This is a genomic window from Streptomyces sp. RLA131, assembly GCF_056270125.1.
In genome coordinates, this window is record NZ_JBWDOQ010000002.1 from 4,654,668 (window position 1) to 4,677,383 (window position 22,716).

Consider the following 22,716-nt stretch of genomic DNA (forward strand, 5'->3'; position numbering starts at 1 on the left):
GAAGTTGTTGTACATCTCCTGAACGGTGCTGTTAATTCACGGGGTTGGTTCACTCCGGCCGTCCTCCGGGTCGGCGGCGAGCTTGGCCCGTACGGCGGCCGCGTTGGGGTGGCTGAGGCTCTCCAGGAGCTCCGCGCAGTCCCGCCAGGCGCGGTGGGCGGCCGCGGGGTCGCCGGCGGCGCGGTGGGTGTCGCCGAGGCGGTCCAGGGAGCGGGCCTGGCCCAGGAGGTCGCCGAACTCCTGGTAGGCGGCGATGGCCTGGTGGTAGTGGCTGATGGCCCGGGGGTGGTCGCCGAGGTGGTGGTGGGCGAGGCCGATGCTGTCCAGGATGGGGCCCTCGAAGTTGCTGTGGTCGCCGCCGCGGAGGATGCCGAGGGCCTCGTGGCAGTCGTCGAGAGCCTCGCGGGGCTCGCCGAGATGGATCCTGGCCCAGCCGACGGAGTTGAGGGCCTTGGCCCGGCCGGACGGGTGGCCGGCGGCGGTGTAGACGTCCAGGGCCTGCAGGGAGTGGTGCAGGGCCTCGGGCCAGTGCCCCTGCCAGGACAGGACGATGGCGATGTGCAGGAGGGCGCGGGCCCGGCCGATGTCGTCACTGTGCTCGCCGGACAGCTCCATCGACGTACGCAGGTGGGCGAGGGCGTCCGCGTAGTCGCCGAGGTGGGCGTGGGCGCGGCCGAGGCTGCGGTGGGTCTCGGTGAGGGCCTCGGTGCGGGCGGGACCCGGGGGGAGGCGGCGGGCGGCGGCGATGGCGATGCGCTGGGTGACGATGTCGTCGTTCCAGTGGCCGCGGCGGCCGAAGAAGGACGGCAGCGCCCAGGCCAGTTGCCACACATGGGAGTCGAACCCGCCCTGGGCGGCCTGGCCGAGCGCGGCCAGCAGCACCGGGTGCTCGACGGTGAACCAGTCCAGGGCCTGACCGGCGTGGGCGAACTCCTCGGGCGTCACCCCGGGCAGCGGCGGCCCCAGCGGGAGCACCTCGCGGTGCAGGTCGAGCAGCCGGTCACCGGCGTGGGCGGTGTGCAGGACGTGGTCGAGCCCGCGGCGCACGGCCGCGTGGCGTTCCTCGGCGGTGTCCCGGGTGTGGGCCAGCTCGGCGGCGTAGACCCGCAGCAGGTCGTGCAGGATGTACCGGCCGGAGACCCGCTCGGTGGCCAGGTGCGCGCGGGTCAGCCTGGTGAGCAGCTGCCTGGCCTGCCGGACGGTGACACCGGCCAGGCTCGCGGCGGCGGCCGCGGACACCTCGGGGCCGGGGTGCAGGCCCAGGAGCCGGAAGAGGCGAGCGGCGTCGGCACCCAGGGTGTCGTACGACCAGGACAGCACGGCCCGTACGTCGGTCAGGGCGTCGCCGCCGTCGAAGCCGTCCAGGCCGCCCCGGGCGTCGCGCAGTTCGTCGGCGAGGGCGGCGAGACGGAAGTCCGGGTGGGCGGCGGCGCGGGCGGCGGCGACGACCAGGGCCAGCGGCAGGCGGGCGCAGCGGCAGATGATCTCGGCGACGGCGTCCGGCTCCGCGGCGACCCGGGCCGGGCCGAGCCTGGCGGCGAGCAGTTCGCGGGCCTCGGCGGGGGAGAGGGTGTCCAGGGACAGGGAGCGGGCGCCCTCGGTGGCGAGGAGGCTGGGTAACTGGTCGCGGCTGGTCACGACCACCATCGCGGTGGGGCTGCCGGGCAGCAGGGGGCGGATCTGGTCGGCGTCGCGCGCGTTGTCCAGCACCACCAGCATCCGCCGGTTGGCGAGCAGGCTGCGGTACAGGCCGATCTGGGCGTCGAGCCCGAGGGGGATGCGGGGGGCCGGTACGTCGAGGGCGTCCAGGAAGCCGCGGATCGCCTCGGCGGGGGACATCACGGTGCCGGAGGGGGAGAAGCCGCGCAGGTTGACGTACAGCTGGCCGTCGTCGAACTTCTCGGCGGCGCGGCGGGCCCAGTGCACCGCCAGCGAGGTCTTGCCGACCCCGGCGGTGCCCGACAGGACGATCACGCGGGTGGCGGGTCCGTCCGTCGCACCGTCCAGGAAGGCGTCGAGCGAGCCCAGTTGGTCACCACGCCCGGCGAACCCCGGTACGCCCAGGGGTAACTGCGCGGGGACGGCGGACCGCGGGACCGGCGGCTCCTGGAGCGGCTGCTCCTGGACCGCGCCCGTGACGGCTGCCGCGACGGCGCCCGGGGCGGCGCCCGGGGCGGTTACCGTGACGGCGCCCGGCGCGGCGAGCTCGCCGCGCAGCAACGCCCGGTGCAGGGCGCGCAGTTCGGCCCCCGGGTCGGTGCCGAGCTCCTCGGCCAGGTAGGCGCGGGTGACCGCGTAGTGGTCCAGCGCCTCGGCGGTGCGGCCGACGGCGTGCAGGGTGCGCATCAGTACCGCGGCCAGCGGCTCGATCAGGGGGTGTTCGGTCACCAGGCCGTGCAGCCGGTTCAGCACCTGGCTGTGGTTGCCCAGGCTCAGCTCCGCGTTGGCCCAGGTCACCGTGGTCTCCACGTACTGCCGGTGCCAGCTCTCGCGGACCCGGACCGCCCACGGCCCCGACACCCCGGCCAGCGGCTCGCCCCGCCACAGCTCCAGCGCCTCGCGCAGCAGCGCCGCGCGCCCGGCGACCGCGGCGCCGGGCGCGGTGGCCCGCTCGGCCAGCCGCCGGACGCGCAGCACGTCGACCTGTTCGGGCCCGGCCTCCAGGACGTAGCCGCCGACCCGGCGGACCAGGTGCGCCCCGCCGGTCTGCTCCAGTACCCGCCGGATACGGGCGACATGCGCGTGCAGCGCCCGTCGCGCCCCGTCCGGGGCGTCCTCGCCCCAGACCCGGGCGACCAGGGTCTCGGCCGAGACCTGCCGCCCGGCGTCCACCGCGAGCGCGGCCAGCACGCCGTGCCGCTGCGGAGGTCCCAGATCCGCCGCCCGGCCGTCCGCGGTGATCTCCACCGGGCCCAGCAGCCGGAATTCCACCACGCCCGCGCCACCCCCCTCGTCCCGAGCGCCGCCGCCTGCCGCAGGCTGGGCGCTCCCCCGTGCAACTGCCGTATGTACAGCGCTTACCGCCGACAACATACCGACAACTTCGCGCACATACGTCCGATGCACAGTGGTCCACAGGCAGGCGCCGCCACCGGCCGTACAGGGGTCGGACGGTGGTGGGACGAACCAGGGGGAAGCGCGGTGGAGAGCGGCTGATGGACGCAACCCGGCAGACGGGCTTCCGGCAGCTCGACATGGCCCTTGAGGTCACCCCCGAGACGCTGGAGCACGTACGGTCCACCGTGCGCGTCAGGCTGCTGCTGTGGGACCGCGAACAGCTGGTCCCCGACGTTCTCCTGGGTGTCGTCGAGCTGATGACCAACGTCTACAAGCACGCCGTCTCCCGCCACTGCCGGCTGCGGATGGAGGAGACGGCGGACGGCGTACGTGTCGCCGTCAGCGACCGGGACCGCGCCAGGCCACGGCTCAGGGAGCCGGACCACGAGGCGGAGTCGGGCCGCGGCCTGCACCTGCTGGACCACGTCTGCTGCCGGTGGGGCGTCGAGATGACCCTCACCGGCAAGGACGTGTGGTTCGAGTGCGCCGGGCCGCGTGACTGAACTCCCGGCGCTGCGGGTGGGGGTCCGCGGCGCCGGGGCAGGGCCTGCCGGCGGAGTTCCGGCGGACCTCCGCCAGGCAGGCCCGGGGCAGCGGTCCGGGCCGTGGGCCGGACGGTGGCAGGTCCCCCGGGGTGGCGGGTCCCCCGGGCCGTGGGCCGGACGGTGGCGGTCCCCGGGGCGGTGGGTCCCGGGGGACGGTGGGTCCCGGGTGGCGGGTCCCCCGGGCCGTGGGCCGGACGGTGGCAGGTCCCCCGGGGTGGCGGGTCCCCCGGGCCGTGGGCCGGACGGTGGCGGTCCCCGGGGTGGCGGGTTCCGGGGGTGGCAGGTCCCCCGGGCGGCAGGTCCCGGGGGACGGTGGGTCCCGGGTGGCGGGTCCCCCGGGCCGTGGGCCGGACGGTGGCAGGTCCCCCGGGGTGGCGGGTCCCCCGGGCCGTGGGCCGGACGGTGGCGGTCCCCGGGGTGGCGGGTTCCGGGGGTGGCAGGTCCCCCGGGCGGCAGGTCCCGGGGGACGGTGGGTCCCGGGTGGCGGGTCCCCCGGGCCGTGGGCCGGACGGTGGCGGTCCCCGGGGTGGCGGGTCCCCCGGGCCGTGGGCCGGACGGTGGCGGTCCCCGGGGTGGCGGGTTCCGGGGGTGGCAGGTCCCCCGGGCGGCAGGTCCCGGGGGACGGTGGGTCCCGGGGTGGCAGGTTCCCCGGGCTGTGGGCCCGACGGTGGCGGTCCCCGGGGTGGCGGGTCCCCCGGGCCGTGGGCCCGACGGTGGTGGTCCCCGGGCGTCGGGTTCCGGGGTGGCGGTCCCGGGGCGGTGGGTCCCGGGGCGGTGGGTCCTGGGTGGCAGGTTCCCCGGGCCGTGGGCCCGACGGTGGCAGGTTCCCCGGGCCGTGGGCCCGACGGTGGCAGGTTCCCCGGGCCGTGGGCCCGACGGTGGTGGTCCCCGGGCGGCGGGTTCCGGGGTGGCGCGCTGCTGCGGCCGCAGGTTTCGTGCGTCTTTCCAGCGGTTTACGTACTCCTTGGTAACGTTCCGTGATGGCGCGGTTGCTTGACCGTAGCCGTCCGTAGCGCGTTCACTGATGCATGGCCAACCAGCTGCTGAGCCCCCTCGATCTTGCTTTCTGGCATGCCGAATCGCCGGATCATCCGCTCCATCTGGCCGCGCTCGCTGTTTTCGCCCCACGGGACGGGGTCGGGCCGCGCGAGGTGGCGGAGCTGCTGGCGGCACGGGCGCTGGGGGCGGCGCGGCTGCGGATGCGGGTGCGGGACGTGTGGATGCCGGTGGGCGGGGCGCGGTGGGTGGCCGACCCGGACTTCGAGGTGCGGCGGCATGTGTACCTCCACGAGGAGTCGCCCGAGCTGCTGGGCGAGCTGATGGAACGTCCGCTGGACCGGCGGCGGCCGCCCTGGGAGATCCATGTCGTGGCCGCCCCGGAGGGGGAGACCTCGCCGTCGTCCTCCTTCTGTGTGCTGCTGAAACTCCATCACGCGCTGGCGGACGGACTGCGGGCGGTGCTGCTGGGGGCCGTGCTGTTCGACGAGACCCCCGGCCTCGAACGGCTGACGGCGGTCCGCCCGGTGCCCCTGGCGCGGGCGCGGTCGCGGATGGCGGTGCAGATGCCGGATCTGCTGCGGCTGGCGGGGGAGGCCGGGCAGGCGCTGGGGATCGGCGCGTCGGTGGCGCGGGCCTCGCTGACGGCGCGCACGGTGCCGGCGCTGATGGCCCCGTCCAGCGGCTCGCGGCAGCTCGCCACGGCGGTCCTGGACCTGGACGCCGTCCAGCGGATCCGCAAGTGCGGCGGCGGCACGGTCAACGACGTACTGATCGCCATGGTGGCCGGCATGCTGCGGCGCTGGATGAGCGAGCGCGGCGAGGATGTGACGGACGTGGTCCCGCGCGCCCTGGTGCCGGTGGCGCGGCGGCGCGGCCAGGGCCCGGCGGGCGGCAACCGGCTCTCGGGCTATCTGGCGGAGCTGCCGGTGGCCGACCCCGACCCGGCGGGACGGCTGCGCGCCGTACGCGGGGTGATGGACCGTAACAAGGCGGCGGGCCCCGGGCGGGGCGCGGGCGCGGCGGTGCTGCTCACCGACTACATGCTGCCGATGGCCAGCCGGCTGGGCGCCCCGCTGGCCGGGCACGCGGTGCGGCTGCTCTTCGACATCCTGGTCACCAGCGTCCCGGTCCCCGACCTGGGCTTCACGGTGGGCGGCTGCCCGCTGCTGGAGGTCTATCCACTCGCCCCGCTGGCCCGGGGGCAGTCCCTGGCGGTGGCCATGACCACCTACCGGGGCCGGGTCCACGTCGGGCTCGTCGGCGATGGTGAGGCCGCCCCTGACCTGGGGAAACTCGCCGACGCGGCGCACGCGGAGCTGGCCGCGATGGCCGCGGCGCTTGCCTGAACCGGGTCCGGAAAGAAGGCCGGCCGGTAGCAGGGCGGTGCCGGCGGCGCGGTGTGCGGCCGCTGGTCCCCGGACGCGGCCACGAGGCCGACGCGATGATCGCGGGGGACGGCCGCCCGGTCGGCGGTATCGCCGGCCGCCGGAACATCTGCCTGTCCGTCACCTACGCGAACGAGGCGGCGCGTACGCCGGGCTGGACGGCGGCGGTGCTCCGGGGCGCTGCGGGGCCGTCGTGCTGCCGTCGTGGTGCTGTCGTGGTGCCGGCCGCGAGTGGCGAGGGCCGAAGATCGCCCATAGCGTCCATTTCGGCGGCTCTATGATCATTCGTCCGTACGCCGCCGGAAGGCAGGTACGGTCATGCCACCACGATGGTTGGGCCGCCCAGTCGCGGCCGCTGTCGTCGTTCTGGGTCTTGTCAACGTTCCCGTCGCGGCCCATGCCGCCCAGCGGATCGTCGTCCGTCCCGGGGAGTCCGTCCAGGCCGCCGTGGACCGGGCCGCACCCGGGGACACCGTCTCCGTGGAGCCCGGGGTCTACCGGGGCAGCGTCCAGGTGTCCACGCCGGGGCTGACCCTGCGCGGCTCCGGGCCGGGCACGGTCATCGCGCCGGGCACCGGGCCCGCGGGCACCGGGAACGCCTGCGCCGTGGCCGGGCACGGCCTCTGCGTCACCGGAACGGCTGATCATGAGGCGAGCGATGTGCGGCTGGCGGACATCAGCGTCGTCGGTTTCCCGAAGAACGGCGTCAACGGCACCTGGGCGGACGGCCTCCAGGTGCGGCGGGTCATCGCCCGGGACAACGGCCAGCAGGGCATCAGCCTGGAGAAGTCCGTACGCGCCGTGTTCCGCGGCAACGAGGCCCAGAACAACGGCGAGTCGGGCATCTTCTACGCCAACTCCGCCGACAGCGAGGGCGGTGCCCTCGACACCCGGGGGGCCCTCATCCGCGACAACCGGCTCACCGGCAACCGGATCGGCGTCGTCCTGCGCCGGATCCGCAACCTGGTCGTCGAGGACAACCGCGTCACCGGCAACTGCGGTGGTGTCTTCGTGGTCGGCGACGAGGGCGTGCCCCGGGCGGGCACGCTGACCGTCCGGGAGAACCTGGTCGCCGAGAACAACAAGTACTGCCCGTCCAACGGCCGGCTGCCCTTCATCCAGGGCGTCGGCATCCTGCTCACCGGTGCCGAGCGCACCCTCGTCGCGGACAACCTGGTGCTCGGCAACGCCGGGACCTCGCCCATGTCCGGCGGTGTGGTCCTCTTTCGCAGCAACGTCGGCGTCGCCAACTCCGCCAACGTCGTCCGCGGCAACACGGCGCAGGGCAACGCCCCCGCCGACCTCGCCGACCGCGACAGCGGCGCCAACACCTTCAGCGGCAACTCCTGCCGAGCCTCCGAACCCACAGGGCGGTGCACCCAGCCATGACCGATACCGCTGCTCCCCAAGGCACCCAAGGCACCCAAGGCACCCAAGGCACCCAGGGCCGCCAGGGCACCCCGGGCGCACAGGGCGCACAGGGCGCACAGGGCACCCCGGGCGCACAGGGCGCACAGGGCGCACAGGGCACGCCGGGCGCGATGCGGCTGCGCGAACTCGTCTTCGGCGCCGCCTGCGCCGCCGCCGTACGCGCCGCCGCCCGCCTCGGTGTCGCCGACGTGCTGGGCGACACGCCCATGACCGCCGACGAACTCGCCATCGCCGTCAACACCGCTCCGCGCCCGCTGGCCCGGCTGCTGCGGGCCCTGTCCTCCTACGAGGTCTTCGAGGAACTGCCCGACGGCACCTTCGTCCACACCGACATGTCCCGCATGCTCCGGGTCGACGCGCCCAACAGCCTCCACTACATCGCCCTGTGGTGCACCGAGCCCTGGACCTGGCAGGCCTGGCCCCGGCTCGACGAGGCCGTACGGTCCGGGCGGAACATCTTCCCGGAGATCTACGGCAAGGAGTTCTTCCAGTACCTCCACGACGACGCCGGCGACAGCGCCCGGATCTTCGACCGGGCCATGACCAGTTCCAGCCGTCAGTCCGCCGAGGACATCGCGGCCCTGCTCGACCTGACCGGGGTGCGGTCGGTCGCCGACATCGGCGGCGGCCAGGGGCATGTCCTGGCCGCCCTCCTGGAGAAGCACCCGGCCGTCCGCGGCACCCTGCTCGACCTCCCCGCGGTCGTCGCCGGCGCCGACCCCCGGCTGCGCGCGGGCGGTGCCCTGGCGGAGCGGGTCGAGCTGGTGCCCGGCGACTGCCGGGAGGACATCCCGGTCGCCGCCGACCTCTACATCATCAAGAACATCCTGGAGTGGGACGACGACAGCACGCGCCGTACCCTGCGCAACGTCGTCGCGGTGGCCGGGCCGGGCGCCCGGGTGGTCGTCATCGAGAACCTCGTGGACGACACCCCGTCCATGCGCTTCACCACCTCCATGGACCTGATGCTCCTGCTCAACGTCGGTGGCCAGAAGCACACCCGGGGCAGCCTCACCACCCTCATGACGGAGGCGGGCCTCCAGGTCGGCGACGTCACGCCGGTCAACGCCTACCTCCACGCCCTCCACTCCGTGGTGGGCTGAGAGCGGACGGACGAAACCCCGGCGGCCGCGAGGCCGCCGGGGTTTCGTCCGCTCACGCGGTGCTCAGGCGTCGCGCTCCCAGCGGTAGAACTCCACCGCCATGGCGTCGTTGGGCTCGCGCCAGGTCGCGGGGTCGTAGGGCTGGACAAAGGCGGCGAGCCGGTCGCTGATGTCCCGGAAGTCGGGATGGCCCTTGTGCCGGGCGACCGCGGGGCCCGGCGGGCGCTCGGCCTCGACCAGATGCAGATACAGATCGCCGTAACGGAAGAGACTGCGGCCCCGGACGCCGATGAGCCCGGGGAGTTCACCGCGGTCGGAGGCGGCGAAGACCTCGGCGACCTCGGCGGCGGACTCGGGCCGCATCCGGGCGACGATCAGGGTGCGGTGCGTCGCGGTGCTCATATGACCGCCGCCTTCAGGGAGGTGTTGACGACGTCGACGAACGCTCCCGGCGTCTTGCACGAGTCGGCCTCACCCGCGATCGACACGCCTCGGCGGTTCTCCAGCTCACCGACGATGCCGAGCAGCCCCAGCGAGTCGAGTCCGTACTCGGCGAAGGGGGTGCCGGGGGAGTCGGCGAGCTGCCGCGGGTCGACGGTGACCCCCGCGCTGGACTTCATCAGAGCGGCAAGCTCTTCGTAGGTCAGTTGTTCGCTCATCGTGTGTACTCCTTCAGTACGAGGGCCGCGTTGGAGCCCATGAGTCCGCGGCTGAGGATCAGCGCGGTACGCAGCTCCGTGCTCCGCGCCCGGCCGGTCACCAGGTCGATGCCGAGGTCGTCGCGGACGTCCGTGACATGCGGGGTGGGCGGTACGGTGTCGTGCTCCAGGGCGAGCACGGCCGCCGCCGTGTCCAGCAGCGGGGCACCGCAGTAGGCGCGCCCGGTACCGGTCTTGGGGGCCGTGACGGGCACGCCGTGGCGGCCGAAGACCTCGGCCAGGGCGAGGGCCTCGGCGAGGTCGGCGTCGGCGGTGCCGAGCGCGTCGGCGAAGACGACATCGATATCGCACGGCGCGCAGCCGGCCTCCTCCAGGGCGCCCCGCATCGCCCGGACCAGTCCCTCCCGGGAATCGGCCCACCGGGAGGCCCCGGTGAAGGTGGCGGCGTGCCCGGCGACCACCGCGCGGGGCTCGGCGCCGCGGTCCAGGGCGTGCTCCATGGACTCCACCACCAGCATCGCCCCGCCCTCCGCCGGTGCGAAACCGCAGGCGGCCGACGTGAACGGCCGGTAGGCCCGCTCGGCCTCGGTGGCGGTGCTCAGCTCCGCGTAACCGAGCTGGCAGACACCGGAGTAGGGGGCGAGCGGGGCCTCGGCGGCACCCACCACCACCGCGTCGGTGCCGGTGTCGCGGCCCAGGCCCCGGCAGGCGTGGCCGATGGCGTCCAGGCCGCCGGCCTCGTCGCTGGCCACCACCCCGCAGGGGCCCTTGAAGCCGCCGCGGATCGAGATCTGGCCGGTACTGGCCGCGTAGAACCAGGCGATCGACTGGTACGGCCCCACGTAGTGCGGGCCCTGGCCCCACAGCCGCTGCAGTTCGCGCTGGCCGAACTCGCCGCCGCCCGAGCCGGCGGCGGTGACGACCCCGACGGCGAAGGGGTCGTCCGGATCCGTCCGCAGACCGGCCTCGGCCAGGGCCTGTTCGGCGGCGGCCATCGCGAAGTGCGTGAAGCGGTCGGTCTGGACGACGAAGCGCTCCTCGATGACGGCCGTCGGGTCGAACCCGCGCACCTCGCCGGCGATCCGCAGCGGCAGCCCGCCGAAGCCCTCGCGGCTCACCGTGTCGAGGGCGCTGATGCCCTCACGGGTGGCCTTCCAGAAGGCGTCGGTGCCGATGCCGTTGGGGGCCACGACGCCCATGCCCGTGATGACGGCCTGTCTTTTCATGAGAAGCCCTCCGATCGGTTCAGTACGACCGCCGACTGGAAGCCGCCGAAACCGCTGCCCACCGACAGGACCGTCCGCAGCCGTGCCTCGCGGGCCGTGCGCGGCACGTAGTCCAGATCGCACTCCGGGTCGGGAGTGTCGTAGTTGGCGGTCGGCGGCACCACGCCGTGGGCCAGCGCCAGGGTGCAGGCGGCCAGTTCGATCGCGCCGATCGCACCCAGCGAGTGGCCCACCATGGACTTGATGGAGCTCATGGGCGTGGAGTAGGCGTGCGCGCCCAGCGAGCGCTTGACGGCGGCCGTCTCGTGGCGGTCGTTCTGCTTGGTGCCGGAGCCGTGGGCGTTGACGTAGTCGATCGCGGTGGCGTCCAGCCGCGCGTGGTCCAGGGCCCGGTCGATGGCCTCGGACATCTCCAGGCCCTCGGTGGTCAGTCCGGTCATGTGGTAGGCGTTGCCGTACGTGGCATAGCCCTTGACCTCGCAGTAGACCGTCGCGCCCCGGGCCCTTGCGTGCTCCAGGTCCTCCAGGACGAGCACGGCGCCGCCCTCGCCCATGACGAAGCCGTCACGGTTGAGGTCGAAGGGCCTGGAGGCGTGCGCCGGGTCGTCGTTGTTGGCCGAGGTCGCCTTGATGGCGTCGAAACAGGCCACCGTGATCGGGGAGATCGGCGAGTCGGAGGCGCCGGCCAGGACGATGTCGGCGCGGCCCTCCTCGATGGCGTGGAAGGCGTAGCCGACCGCGTCCAGGCCCGAGGTGCAGCCGGTGGAGACCGTCTGCACCGGGCCCCGGGCGCCGTGCCGCTGAGCGACCTCGGAGGCCAGCGCGCTGGGCGCGAAGGCCCGGTGCAGATGCGGGCCGGCCTGCCGGTGGTCGACGTCCCAGCGGGCGCCGCGCTCGCTGACCAGCACGTAGTCCTGCTCCAGCCGGGTGGTGCCGCCGACCGCCGTCCCGAGCGAGACGCCGATCCGCCAGGGGTCCTCGTGGTCCAGGGCGAGCCCGGCGTCACGTATCGCCTCGTCGGCCGCCACCAGCGCGAACTGCACGTAGCGGTCGGCGCGTCGGACGTCGTCGGCGGTCAGCCCGTGGGCCGCCGGGTCGAAGTCGCACTCGGCGGCGATCCGGGAGCGGAAGCCGGCCGGGTCGAAGAGGGTGATCCCCCGGGTGGCGGTGCGCCCGGCGGTCAGCAGCGACCAGAAGGCGGGCGCGCCCACCCCGCCCGGGGCGACGACACCGGCTCCGGTGACCGCCACCCGGCGGCCACCGCCCCGGGGCGCCCCGGGGCCGGGCCGGCCGGACCCCGGGGCGACGCGCGGTACGTCGCCCCGGAACACCGGCGGCGGCGTGCCGCCACCGGGGCCGGGCGGCCCGTCGGCGCCCCGGGGTCCGTCGGCGCCCGCGCCGGTGCCGGCGGTCGGCACCGCGCGCGGGTGCAGCGGATTGACGGGGTCGACGGGGTTGACCGGATTGACCGGGTTGACCGGGTTGACCGGGTTGACCGGGTCGGCCGGGTGCAGCCGGTGCGCCGGCTGTACGGGGTTCATGTCGCTGTCCCGCGATCCCGGGCGCCGCCCACCGCTCCTCCTTCCCCGGAGTTCGGCCGGACGGGCCCTAGCGGAAGTACTGGCCATGGTTGCCTCCTGCTCCAGCCGGTGCTGCCTGCGGGTGGTGCGGCGCTCCTCAGCCGCGCCCCCGGCCGCCGTCGGGAATCTCTTCGGGTGCCCGGCGGTCGGTGACCATCCGCATGTCGTGGTCGGCGAGGAAGCGCTTGACGCCCTGCTCGTCCGACAGATCGACGCCCTTGGCCAGCAGCCGGCTCAGCACGCCCGCCTTGCGCGGTCCCGCCGCGGCCACGGCCGCCAGGGGCGCCTCCTCGATGGGCACCCGCAGGTCCACCAGGCGTACGACGATGTCCTCGTGCTCCCGCAGGAACACGGTGCTGCCCGCGACCGGGCTCGTCGGGTCGTCGGCCGCGGCCTCGTCCTGGGCCGCCAGCATCCGGGCCAGTGCCTGACCGCTGCCCGGCATGGTGGGGTAGTACAGCGCGTGCCGCCGCAGTTCCCCGGCGCCGGCAGCGGCACCGCGGGCCGCGACATGGTGCACGGCCGGCAGCGCCGCCCGGGTGAAGAACTCCCGTGCGGAGTGCGGGTCGTCGAGGTCCCGGTCCACCTCCAGGTACGGGTTGATGGCCTGCTCGACCGCCCGTACCTCGGGCTGCACGGCGACGTGGCGCAGCGCCTTCACCAGCTCGCCGCGCACCTCGACGGCCCGGACGACCCGGTTGCCGTGCATGAACAGCGAGGTGCGGCGCAGCGACGTCGAGTCGTCGACCCGCGCCTGCGGCGAGGTGTAGCCGGCCAGGATCTCGGCGACCGCCGCTTCGCTGCCGGGCTTCACGGTGAAGGTGATCGCGTGCCGGACGACGCCGTCGCCGATGCGCGGGGTGGCCTGCAGCCGCCCGGACCCGGCGGCGTCGCTGTCGCCGGTCTCGCGCAGCACGCCGAAGCGCAGGCTGCGGGTGTCGCGGACGCAGCCGTGCAGCGGCTCGACCATCTCCAGGTGCGCCGGGCTGTCCACCCAGGCCAGGAAGGTCAGCGCGCTCTCCCACTCGCTGGTGATCAGCCACTGCGTGGGGTTCTCGATCGACTGGCACAACTGGTCGCTGATGTGGCCGGGCACGGCCGCCACCCGCCGGCACATCTGGTCGTACGCCTCCAGCAGCCGCTGCTCTGCGCCGTCCTCGACCTCCAGCAGCAGTACGACGCGGGTACGGGAATCGTCCAGTGCGGACTGCGAGACCTTTTCGACCTTTTTGACCGGCGGTGTCATGATCCACCTCATCCTCTGTGCGAGTGCCTTGCGCGGGGTCCGTCGTCCACTGATCGTGGTGCGGTGCCCCGGATGGGGCGAGATGGGTGATCCGCTCGGGTGAATTGCGAAAAAATTACCTGTAACCGGGCATTAAGCCAGCTATGACCACACAGGCCGACAACCGCATCCCGGTCCTCATCGTGGGCGGATCCCTCGTCGGGCTCTCCGCCTCGCTCTTTCTCGCCCGCCTGGGCGTCCCGCACCTCCTCGTCGAGAAGCACGCCGACACCTCCGTCCACCCCCGTGGACGCGGCAACAACCTCCGTACGATGGAGCTGTACCGCACCGCCGGCGCGGAGCCCCTGATCCGCCAGGCCGCGTCCGTACTGGCCGGCAACCACGGCATCCTGCAGGCCGCCTCGCTGCACGACGCCGAGGCCGAATGGCTCTTCAAGGAGATCGACCCGGGCGGCGGCCTGGGCCGGATCAGCCCCTCGGGCTGGTGCCTGTGCAGCCAGAACGACCTGGAACCGGTGCTGCTGCGCTACGCCCGCGAACTGGGCGGCGACATCCGCTTCTCCACCGAACTGCTCGGCTTCGAGCAGGACGAGGACGGGGTCACCGCGCAACTCCTGGACCGCGGCACCGGCCTGCGCCGGACCGTACGGGCCGACTACCTGATCGCCGCCGACGGGCCGCGCAGTCCCGTCCGCGAGGCGCTGGGCATCGGCCGGACCGGGCGCGGCGAGCTCTTCCACAACGTCAGCGTCACCTTCCGCGCCAAGCGGCTGGCCGAAGCGGTCGGCGACCGCCACTTCATCGCCTGCTACCTCACAGAGCCGGAAGCCGACGGTGTGCTGCTGCCCGTCGACAACGTCGAGAACTGGGTCTTCCACGCCCCCTGGCAGCCCGACCGGGGCGAGACCCTGGAGGACTTCACCGACGAGCGCTGCGTCCGGCACATCCGGGCCGCCGTCGGGCTGCTCGACCTGGAGATCGAGATCACCGGCAAGGCCCCCTGGCACGCCGCCGAGCGGGTCGCCGACCGCTACGGCGCCGGCCGGGTCTTCCTCGCCGGCGACTCCGCCCACGAGATGTCGCCCACCGGGGCGTTCGGGTCCAACACCGGTATCCAGGACGCCCACAACCTGGCCTGGAAGCTCGCCGCCGTCCTCGGCGGCTGGGCCGGGTCCGCCCTTCTCGGTACGTACGAGCAGGAGCGCCGCCCGGTCGCCGTCGCCACCAGCGAACGCGCCTCGGCCCGTTCGGCGGAGCACCGCCACCCCGGCTACGCCCCGCCGCCCGGTGGCGGCCCCCAGAAGAACGTCATGGCCGTGGCGCTGGGCTACCGCTACCCCGAGGGAGCGGTCGTCGGCGCCGACCCCGCGCTGCCCGTCGTCCCCGAGGCGTTCCGCCCCAGCGGTGAGCCCGGCGGCCGCGCCCCCCACCTGTGGGTCACCGACCCGGGCGGCGCCCGCCGTTCCACCCTGGACCTGTACGAACGCGCCCCCGTACTGCTCGTGGGCGACGGCGATCCCGGCACCGACTGGTCCGGGGCCGCCCGTGCGGCGGCCGGGCGGCTCGGCGTGCCCCTCACCGTCCACCGGGTCGGCTTCGGCACCTCCGCCGACCTCGTGCCCGAACCCGGCACCGACTGGGCGGCCCTCCACGGCGTCACGGACGACGGCGCGGTCCTGGTGCGCCCCGACGGCTTCGTGGCCTGGCGGGCGGCGGAACTGCCCTCCGACCCGGAGTCGTGGCTGCTCGACGTGCTGGGCGCGGTCCTGCGGCTGGGCTGACTCAGCGCGGTACGGGCACGCTCAGGCCGTCCACGAAGAAGGCGGCCGCCAGCAGCGACGAACTGCCCGCCGCCAGGAGGCCGCGCCCGCGCAGCTCGGCGTCGAGCGTGGCCAGCGCCGCCCGGCCGCCGGGGGTGGCCGCACCCCCGGCGTCGACCGCCTCCAGCGCCGTGCGCTGCACGAGCTTGAGGAACGGCGGACCGGCGGCGTGCAGCACGGTGGTGTCCTGGAGCGAGGACATGATGGCCAGGAGGGCGTCGACCCGGGCGTCGCCCTCCTCGGCACCCGCGTGACGCGAGGTGCGCAGCGCCGCCAACGCCCGCTTGACGTGCGGGAACCCGGCCCGCGCCTCCCCCCGCGCACCGGCGGCACCGTAGGTGGTGGAGACCGTGGAGCCCCGTGAGGGCCGCAGCGGCGCGCGGCGGTCGCGGAAGCCGGCGAGCCGCTTGGCGGCGGCCAGGATGGTGTGGGCGTCGGCCCGGGGTTCCAGGGCGGCCGCCGCGACCAGCAGCCCCACCGCCCAGGTGGCGCCCCGGTGAATACGGACACCGCAGCCCGCCCGGGTCGCCGTCCACTCCGCGCTGCGGCCGATCGCGCCGAGCTCCTCACGCAGCTCCTGGGTGGGCTCACCGACCCGCCGGGCGGCGTCGGCCATCGCCTCGAAGCCCGGCAGCAGCGACTTGGCCGCCCACCGCGCGACCCCCGGATCCCGGTCGGGATCCCGCCCGGGCACCCCGTCCAGCTCGATTTCCGTGACGATCGCTTCTACGGCGACATGGGCGAGCGGCATGCGCGGCAGCGTAGCGACGGTGTCTGTGCGATTCCTGTGTGACCGCCGGCCTCCGGACCCCCGCACCCGGCAGTGTGTTCCGCGGCCCGTCCGCGTCATGGCGGGATCACGGCCAGTCGATCTCATCGCCCGCGGGTGCGGCACTCACCGTGGTGCCGGACAACGGCCAGTCGATCCCATCGCCCGCGGACGCGGCGCCGACCGTGGTGCCGGGCAACGGCCAGTCGATCTCGGTGTCGGCGACGGCCACGGCTACGGCGGAAAGCACGATAGCCATGGAAGCAATGACGGAACGCATGCGCATGACAGCTCCAGACAAGGTGAGGACAAGGGAGGCAACATGGAAAGGTGCAGATGAGGCGCGGTACCGACACCCCGGAGCATCATCGGTCGGAGCATGCGGCCCCGACTGGTAGGCCTGAGCTTGCCAAATATTGCCAAGCTGGTCAACCAATAATCCGCACCCAACGCACTGTTGTGGCAGAACATCGGGCAGCAGGTTTGCCAAACCGCCCAGGGCTGACTAAAGTGACGAGGACCCGGGGGCCGTCGAAGTGAATGTAGGACTCATATGGGAACAGAGTCGTCCTTCGGGCTCCGCCTCAAGGCGTTGAGGCAGCAGCAAGGACTCTCCCAAGCCGCACTGGCAGGCGACGAAATCTCGACGGGATACCTGTCGCGCCTGGAATCGGGCGCCCGGAAACCCACGGAGCGAGTGATCGCCTATCTTGCCAAGCGGCTGGACGTCGACCGTTCGGCCTTCTACAACCAGCCGAGCAGCAGTTCGCTCACCCAGGCACTGAGTCTTGCCGCCTCCACGGACAGCAGCGAGGCGGCCGAGGACCTCATCGACGTCCTCGCCACCTCCCGGGACGAGGATCCGCTGCTGCGCTGGCAGGCACTGTGGCTGATCGAACGGTACTGGCACCTGCGAGGCGAGCACGCCGAGGAGCTCGCCTGTCTTGAAGAGCTGACCGGTATCGCCGACGACCTCGAACTGCCCGCACTGCAGTGCAGGTCCAAGAGCCGACTCGCCCGGTGCCTGCGCGCCACGGGTGACATCGCCCGCGCGCTCGAGTTCGCCGTCAGTGCCCACCAGGTCGCCAAGCAGGCCGCCCTGCCCGTTTCCGACGAGGCGAACGCGCTGCTGGCGCTCGTCTCCGTCGAGGCGGAGGCAGGCCGGTTGCCCGACGCACGGGCGCACGCCGAAGAGCTGGTCGAACTGGTGACGGAGGGGCCGGAGACCCTGCGCGCCGAGGCGCTCTGGTCAGCCGCCACGGTCTGCTCGCGCCAGGGCGACGACGCCGCCGCGGGCGCGTTCCTGCAGCAGGCCATCGGCATCCTGGACAGCCGTGTCGACCCCGTGCTGTGGGCACGACTGCGGTTGGCCGCTGCCTCCCTGCACCTGCAGGGCAGCCCTCCTTCCATCGAGTCCGCCCGCGCCTACCTCAAGGAGGCGGAGGCGGCGTTCGCCCTCGTCGGTACGGCGGTCCAGCAGCAGGAGATCCTGGCGTTGCAAGCCCACCTCGCGTTCGAGGAGGGCCGGTACGCCGACGCCCGGGCGATCCACTCCCGGCTCGACGTCGACAAGCTGATGCTCAACTATCGTGACCGGGTCCGGCTGCAGACCCTGGACAGCAGGCTGCTGATCGTGGAGGGTCACCGCAAGGAAGGGCTCGCCCAGCTCAAGCAGTTGGGCGAGGACGCCCGGCGTGACGCGAACCTCGACCTGGCCGCCGCGATCTGGCAGATCCTGGCCGAGACCCTGGAGCACACCGCAGCCGGCTGAACCCACGCAGCCGGCTGAACCCACGTGGCCGACGCGCACCGGCCCGAAACGCCTGGAGGCTCCCCACCGCTGCCGGTGGGGAGCCTCCAGCCGTTCGGGCCGTGAGCGGGCGGTCCCTCAGATCTCGTCCAGAGCGGCGCGCAGGCCGTTGGCGAGCTCCTCGAATTCCTCGTCGGTGTAGGTCAGCGACGGGACGAGCATGATGAAGTCGGTGCCCGGCTGGACGATCAGGCCGTGGCGGCGGGCGGCCGCGGTGAGCCCGTCCGAGGGCACGGACAGCTGGATGCCGCGGAAGCAGCCGAGGCCGCGGGTCTCGACGACCAGCGGGTGGGAGGAGATCTCCTCCAGGAGGGCGTCCAGCTTCAGGGTGAGCTTCTGGGCCAGGGCGACCGCGTCCAGGCGTTCCATCTCCGCGATGGTGGCGATGATGGCGGCGCAGCTGGTGGGCGAGCCGGCCTGGGTCTCACCGTGGAAGAGGACGGCGTCGGTGCGCTCGAACATCTCGCACACGTCGTGGGAGACGACGATGGCGGAGGCGGCGCACGTGCCGTTGGTGAGGCCCTTGGACGTGATCATCACGTCGGGCTTGAACGGCCAGTTCTGGGAGGCGAAGTAGCTGCCGGTGCGGCCGAATCCGGTGGCGACCTCGTCGGCGACCACGAGGAATCCGTACTGCGCGCGGAGGTCTTCGATGGCGCCCAGCAGCTCGTCGGAGACCGGGTGGGCACCGGTGCCCAGGACCGGCTCCAGGATGATGGCGGCGATCTTGTCGCCTTCCCTGGCCAGCAGCTCGACCAGTTCGGTGACGTCCTCGTGGCTGACGTGACGGACCTTGCTGCGGTCGACGCGGTAGACGTCCTGCCCCAGCGGCTGGCCCGTCAGGGCGAAGCTGCCGTAGGTCAGGCCGTGCCAGCTGTTCCTGAGGCCGACGACCACGTCGCGGTTCTCCTCGCCGCGCAGCGCCTGGTAGTGGCGGACCAGTTTCATCATCACGTCGTTGGCGGCGCCACCGGAGGTGGAGAAGAGGACGCGGCCGAAGTGGCCGGGGCCGCTGACGTCCAGCACCGCCCGGGCGGCCTGCTCGGCGAGGCGGTGGCCGCCGCGGAAGAGGGGCAGGTAGGAGGCGGTGTTCAGGCAGTCGGTGATGGCCTCGGTAACGGCCTTGTTGCCGTAGCCGAGGTTGGCGTTCCACAGGCCGCTCATCACGTCGAGGGCGGAGGTGCCGTCGGCGAAGTGGACCCGGTTGCCTTCGCAGCCGATGCCGTGGACCTCGGGCCGCCCGTAGCGGCTGGGCTGGACGAGCGATTCCCACAGCGGGTAGCGGTCGGTGTTGACGGTCATTCGAAGCCTCACAGTTGGTGGTTGATGTCAGTCGGAGATGTCTTGTCAGTTCGCCTGTTCGGTGTGCTCCGCCGAGCGCAGGGACTTCCTGCCGACGAGCGCGAAGGCCAGCCAGCCGATGACCGAGATCACCGCGATGGTCAAGATCGCGTTCCACAGGCCGATCCGTTCGCCCAGGACGCCGCTGATCAGCGCGCCGAGGGGGAAGGGGCCGTAGGTGAGCATCCGATAGGCGGCGGTCGCGCGGCCGATCACGTCGAGCGGGATCACCGACTGCCGGAAGGCGACGACGTGGACGTTGTAGATCGTCAGGCCGAAGCCGTAGATACCGAAGGCCAGGACGGCGAGCAGGAAGCTGGACCAGTGGGACCCGCCGGTCAGTGCCAGCAGCAGTGGGGCGCTGGACGCCACGCCCATCGCCGCGACCAGGGTGGACGAGAAGCCGAGGCGGTCACCGAGCGGTTTGGCGGCCACCGCGCCGAGCAGGGAGCCGAGGGCGCCCAGTGCCAGGACAGCGCCGACCCCGCCGGCGTCCATGTGCAGTTCCTTGACCGCGTACACCAGGAACAGGGTCATGATGGCCTGCTCGCAGAAGTTGAACCAGCCCGCCTGGAAGGTGAGGACGCGCAGCACCCGCTGGCGCCAGAGCAGGCTGAAGCTGGTGAAGACGTCGCTGAACCTGGGCCGGTTCGCCGCGGTGTCCCCGGTGCGGGCGGGCTCGCGGTGGCGGACGAGGTACAGGACCACGAAGGCGGCCAGGTAGGACACGACGTTGGCGAGGATGGCGAACCAGGCGCCGAGCGACTTGGTCAGCAGGCCGCCGAGGCCGGGGCCGCCGATCTGCGACACCGAGTACGAGGCCTGCAGTTTGCTGTTGGCCTCGACCAGGTCGTCCTGCCGCACGATGACCGGCAGGTACGCGATGTAGGCGACCTCGAAGACCGCGGTGCAGGCGCCCATCACGAAGGCGATCGCGCACAGCGCCGGGATGGACAGGGCGTCGGCGAAGTAGAGCACCGGCACCATGGCCAGAGCCAGTGCCCGCCCGAGATTGGCGCCGAGGAGGATCCGGCGGCGGTCCCAGGAGTCGATCAGCAGACCGGCCAGCGGCGTCACGCACAGCGCGGGCAGCAGCTGCATGCCGGACACCAGGCCGACCTCCGAGGCGCTGGCGTTCATCACCCCGAGAACCAGCAGCGGCAGGGCGAGTTGGGTGACCTGCGCTCCGATCTGGGCGACGGTCTCGCCGGACCAGAGCTTCAGGAAGTCGTAGTTGCGCCACAGACCCCGGTGGGGCGGGGGTTCCGTCTTCGGCGCGGTTTCCATGTTCAGCACGTACTTCTCCCCTGCTCGCCCGGGCCGGCTCCGCCACCGCGGGTGGAGCCGGCCGAAGGCTTGGCTAGTCGTCGCCCTGGTAGATGGGGGCGCCGTTGTCCAAGAGGCGCAAGGCCTCGCCGACCCGCTCGCGCGAACCGGCCAGTACCGCGTGCCCGTTGCGTCCTCCGATGCCGCGCGGGGCGTCGGTGACCGCGCCCTCGGGCTCGAAGTAGCAGAGTTCGTGCAGCACTTCGGAGAACGGCGGCACGATCGCGTCGTCCAGAGTCACCGGGTGCCGGAAGGGCGTCTCGCCGTCACCGTTGAAGAACCTGATGGCGGCGCGTTCCACCGGGGGCGCGTCCGGGGACACCGGGGTGCCGACGACCGCGCCGAGCTCCGCCAGGTACAGGTTCCATCCGGTGGCCAGCGCCACCAGCCGAGGAATCTGGTCACCCGCGGGCCGTCCGGCGACCTCCATCAGCACCGGTCCGTCCGGCGTCATCCGGAACTCGGCGTGGGACACGCCGGCTTCCATGCCGAGGCCGTCGAGGACGCGGACGGTCTCGCGCTCCAGCTGCTCGCGGTCCGCGGCGGGCAGGACGGCCGGGGACACATGGCCGACCTCCGTGAAGTACGGCGGCCTGCTCAGGTGCTTCTCGGTGACCGATACGATCTCGGTCTTTCCCGGGGCCCAGGTGACCGATTCGACGCTGTACTCGGCGCCGGACACGTAGCGGTCGACCGCCACCCGGCCGGTGCGCGCGGCATCCATCGCGAAGGCGAAGGCCGCCGGCAGGTCGTCCGGGCCGGGCACGATCTTGACGCCGCCGCTGCCGCCGTAGTCGGTGGGCTTGACGACGGCCGGGTACCGGCCGTCGATCAGCCGCTCGCATTCGGCCAGGTCGTGCGCGACGCCGAACTGCGGGGTCGGAAGCCCGAGTTCCCGAAGGCGGGCGTGCATGAGGCCCTTGTCCCGGAAGTGGCCGGCGGGCATACGGGTGGCCGGTACGCCGAGCTGCTCGGCGACCTCACGGGCGAGGTCGGTGGACAGCTCCTCCCAGCACAGGACGGCGTCCCACTCGAAGTCGGCGGAGCGGGCGGCGGTCAGCATCGCGTCGACGGAGAACCGGTCGCCGGCCCGCCACCAGTCCACCAGGCTCACGGGGACGCGGTGCGCGAGGTCGATCACCCCGACGAAGTGTCCGGCGTCGCGCAAGGAGCGCAGTCCGAACTCCTTCTTCTCCCCCAGCCCCGCGATCAGTACCCTCACGGCCGTGCCTCCCCGAAGGTGGCCAGGGCCTTGTCCAGCTGGGCGAAGGCGCTGTCCGTCGAGCATCGCAGCAGGCCGGCGCCGTGCAGTTCGGTGATCCACTTCTTGGTGGCCCCGGCCTCGGCGACGGTGACGATGACCTGCATGTGGTCGGTGTTGACGAAGCACCGGTTGGTGGGCGTACGGGCGGTGACCGTCATGAGGTTGCTGCCCTCGGGCTCCGCCGGCAGCGGGTTGCCGGGGACCTCGACGGACGGCAGCTCGACCGCGACCATGCGCTGCGTGACCTCGGGGAGGTCCTCGCCCGTGGCGACCGCGACGAAGACCGAGTGCGGGTCGGTGCCGGTGGCGACGGAGTCCAGGTCGGACAGGCCGCCCAGCCGGGCGTTGATCTCCAGCAGGCACAGGTCACCGTCGACCACCGCGAAGTCGATCTGCCACGGTCCGAACGGAACCAGGTTCTGCTCGATGTCGCGGATCAGCCGGTCCAGGGAGGCCGCGGCGCGCTCGGGCAGCGCGAAGGGCATGGCCCGGGCCCGGAAGGACGGGTCCAGCCCGGTGTCCAGGCTCCCCAGGGAGGCGACCGGCCAGCGCACGTGCGAGCCACCGGAGCTGATCACCTCGACTCCGCACTCGAAGCCCTCCTTGAAGCGCTGAACGATCACCGGCAGCCCCAGGTCGCCGGCCAGCACCGCGTCCAGGTCGGCCGCCGACTCCACGAAGAAGCGGCCGTCCCCCGCCTGCGACCGGGCTTCCTTCACCACGACGGGGAAGCCCAACCGGTCCACGGTCGCGCGGACCTGACCGGCGTCGGTGCACACGGCACCCTCGGGCACCGGCCAGCCGCGCGCGACCGCCGTCTCGTGCAGGGCCACCTTGTCGCAGGCGACCTCGGCGAACCCGACCGGGTGCGCCAGGAAGTGCCCGTCCCACTTGGCGACGGCCTCGCCGTACGTGAGGGGGAGCTGTTCCTGGCCATGGGCGTACGGATTGGCGATCGCCACGTCCGCCTGCTCTTCGGCCAGGACCTCCAGGACGTCCGCGGCGGTCCAGTCGAGGCCGAGGCGCTTGACCTCCACGTCGAAGCCGTCGAAGTCCACCGCTGAATACACCACTACATCCGTGATGCCACGTGCTCGCAGTCCCGGAAGGATCCGGGCGAGTTTGTACTCGCCGAAAATGACCGCCTTCGCCATC

At 73.1% G+C, this 22,716-nt stretch carries 18 protein-coding genes; 6 read left to right on the forward strand and 12 right to left on the reverse strand.

Annotated elements, in window-relative coordinates:
* Positions 1–36: 36 nt before the first annotated feature.
* Positions 37–2,934, reverse strand: a complete 2,898-nt coding sequence (locus tag RWE79_RS22060; protein WP_475941788.1) for an AfsR/SARP family transcriptional regulator — start codon at positions 2,932–2,934, stop codon at positions 37–39.
* Positions 2,935–3,155: 221 nt separating this feature from the next.
* On the opposite strand from RWE79_RS22060, the gene RWE79_RS22065 reads away from it, so the two are divergent.
* The 4 genes from RWE79_RS22065 to RWE79_RS22080 all read left to right on the forward strand — a co-directional run bounded on the left by RWE79_RS22065 (position 3,156) and on the right by RWE79_RS22080 (position 8,520).
* Entirely contained in the window at positions 3,156–3,560 is a 405-nt protein-coding gene (locus tag RWE79_RS22065) for an ATP-binding protein (protein WP_475941789.1), read from the forward strand.
* Between the two features lie 1,070 nt (positions 3,561–4,630).
* The gene (locus tag RWE79_RS22070) at positions 4,631–5,947 is read left to right on the forward strand and encodes a wax ester/triacylglycerol synthase family O-acyltransferase (protein WP_475941790.1); all 1,317 of its coding nucleotides are present in this window, start codon (positions 4,631–4,633) and stop codon (positions 5,945–5,947) included.
* A gap of 357 nt (positions 5,948–6,304) precedes the next feature.
* Complete coding sequence (locus RWE79_RS22075; protein WP_475941791.1) at positions 6,305–7,375, forward strand: right-handed parallel beta-helix repeat-containing protein; 1,071 nt, start codon at positions 6,305–6,307, stop codon at positions 7,373–7,375.
* Positions 7,376–7,527: 152 nt separating this feature from the next.
* Positions 7,528–8,520 (forward strand): methyltransferase, encoded by a 993-nt coding sequence (locus RWE79_RS22080; protein WP_475945998.1) that lies wholly within the window; start codon positions 7,528–7,530, stop codon positions 8,518–8,520.
* A gap of 63 nt (positions 8,521–8,583) precedes the next feature.
* On the opposite strand, the gene RWE79_RS22085 is transcribed toward RWE79_RS22080, so the two are convergent.
* From RWE79_RS22085 to RWE79_RS22105, 5 genes are all read right to left on the reverse strand, one after another.
* Complete coding sequence (locus RWE79_RS22085) at positions 8,584–8,922, reverse strand: TcmI family type II polyketide cyclase (protein ID WP_475941792.1); 339 nt, start codon at positions 8,920–8,922, stop codon at positions 8,584–8,586.
* On the reverse strand, positions 8,919–9,179 hold the full coding sequence (locus RWE79_RS22090; protein ID WP_475941793.1) for an acyl carrier protein: 261 nt from the start codon (positions 9,177–9,179) through the stop codon (positions 8,919–8,921). The genes RWE79_RS22085 and RWE79_RS22090 overlap by 4 nt, the downstream gene beginning before the upstream one ends.
* Positions 9,176–10,405 (reverse strand): beta-ketoacyl synthase N-terminal-like domain-containing protein, encoded by a 1,230-nt coding sequence (locus RWE79_RS22095; protein WP_475941794.1) that lies wholly within the window; start codon positions 10,403–10,405, stop codon positions 9,176–9,178. Before RWE79_RS22095 ends, RWE79_RS22090 begins: the two co-directional genes overlap by 4 nt.
* A complete protein-coding gene (locus RWE79_RS22100) occupies positions 10,402–11,655 on the reverse strand; it encodes a beta-ketoacyl-[acyl-carrier-protein] synthase family protein (protein WP_475946000.1) in 1,254 nt (417 codons plus the stop codon). Before RWE79_RS22100 ends, RWE79_RS22095 begins: the two co-directional genes overlap by 4 nt.
* 427 nt (positions 11,656–12,082) lie before the next feature.
* Complete coding sequence (locus RWE79_RS22105; RefSeq protein ID WP_475941795.1) at positions 12,083–13,231, reverse strand: SchA/CurD-like domain-containing protein; 1,149 nt, start codon at positions 13,229–13,231, stop codon at positions 12,083–12,085.
* Positions 13,232–13,374: 143 nt separating this feature from the next.
* Between RWE79_RS22105 and RWE79_RS22110 the strand changes: the two genes are divergently transcribed.
* The gene (locus RWE79_RS22110; protein WP_475941796.1) at positions 13,375–15,012 is read left to right on the forward strand and encodes an FAD-dependent oxidoreductase; all 1,638 of its coding nucleotides are present in this window, start codon (positions 13,375–13,377) and stop codon (positions 15,010–15,012) included.
* A 1-nt stretch (position 15,013) separates the two neighbouring features.
* Here the strand turns inward: RWE79_RS22110 and RWE79_RS22115 are convergent, their stop codons facing one another.
* Together RWE79_RS22115 and RWE79_RS22120 are read right to left on the reverse strand one after the other, a co-directional pair.
* A complete protein-coding gene (locus tag RWE79_RS22115) occupies positions 15,014–15,802 on the reverse strand; it encodes a triphosphoribosyl-dephospho-CoA synthase (protein ID WP_475941797.1) in 789 nt (262 codons plus the stop codon).
* Positions 15,803–15,908: 106 nt separating this feature from the next.
* Positions 15,909–16,106: a hypothetical protein gene (locus RWE79_RS22120; protein WP_475941798.1), complete on the reverse strand. Its 198-nt coding sequence runs from the start codon at positions 16,104–16,106 to the stop codon at positions 15,909–15,911.
* A 267-nt stretch (positions 16,107–16,373) separates the two neighbouring features.
* On the opposite strand from RWE79_RS22120, the gene RWE79_RS22125 reads away from it, so the two are divergent.
* Entirely contained in the window at positions 16,374–17,591 is a 1,218-nt protein-coding gene (locus tag RWE79_RS22125; RefSeq protein ID WP_475941799.1) for a helix-turn-helix domain-containing protein, read from the forward strand.
* 117 nt (positions 17,592–17,708) lie between these two features.
* Here the strand turns inward: RWE79_RS22125 and mpaD are convergent, their stop codons facing one another.
* The 4 genes from mpaD to RWE79_RS22145 form a co-directional block, all read right to left on the reverse strand.
* Positions 17,709–18,932, reverse strand: coding sequence for a daptide-type RiPP biosynthesis aminotransferase (mpaD, locus tag RWE79_RS22130; RefSeq protein ID WP_475941800.1), 1,224 nt, complete (start codon positions 18,930–18,932; stop codon positions 17,709–17,711).
* Positions 18,933–18,977: 45 nt separating this feature from the next.
* Positions 18,978–20,258, reverse strand: coding sequence for an MFS transporter (locus tag RWE79_RS22135; protein ID WP_475946002.1), 1,281 nt, complete (start codon positions 20,256–20,258; stop codon positions 18,978–18,980).
* A gap of 73 nt (positions 20,259–20,331) precedes the next feature.
* Positions 20,332–21,519 carry an ATP-grasp domain-containing protein gene (locus RWE79_RS22140; RefSeq protein ID WP_475941801.1) on the reverse strand — a complete coding sequence of 396 codons (1,188 nt, stop codon included), beginning with the start codon at positions 21,517–21,519 and terminating at the stop codon, positions 20,332–20,334.
* Positions 21,516–22,715, reverse strand: coding sequence for an ATP-grasp domain-containing protein (locus tag RWE79_RS22145; protein WP_475941802.1), 1,200 nt, complete (start codon positions 22,713–22,715; stop codon positions 21,516–21,518). The genes RWE79_RS22140 and RWE79_RS22145 overlap by 4 nt, the downstream gene beginning before the upstream one ends.
* Between the last annotated feature and the right edge of the window lies 1 nt (position 22,716).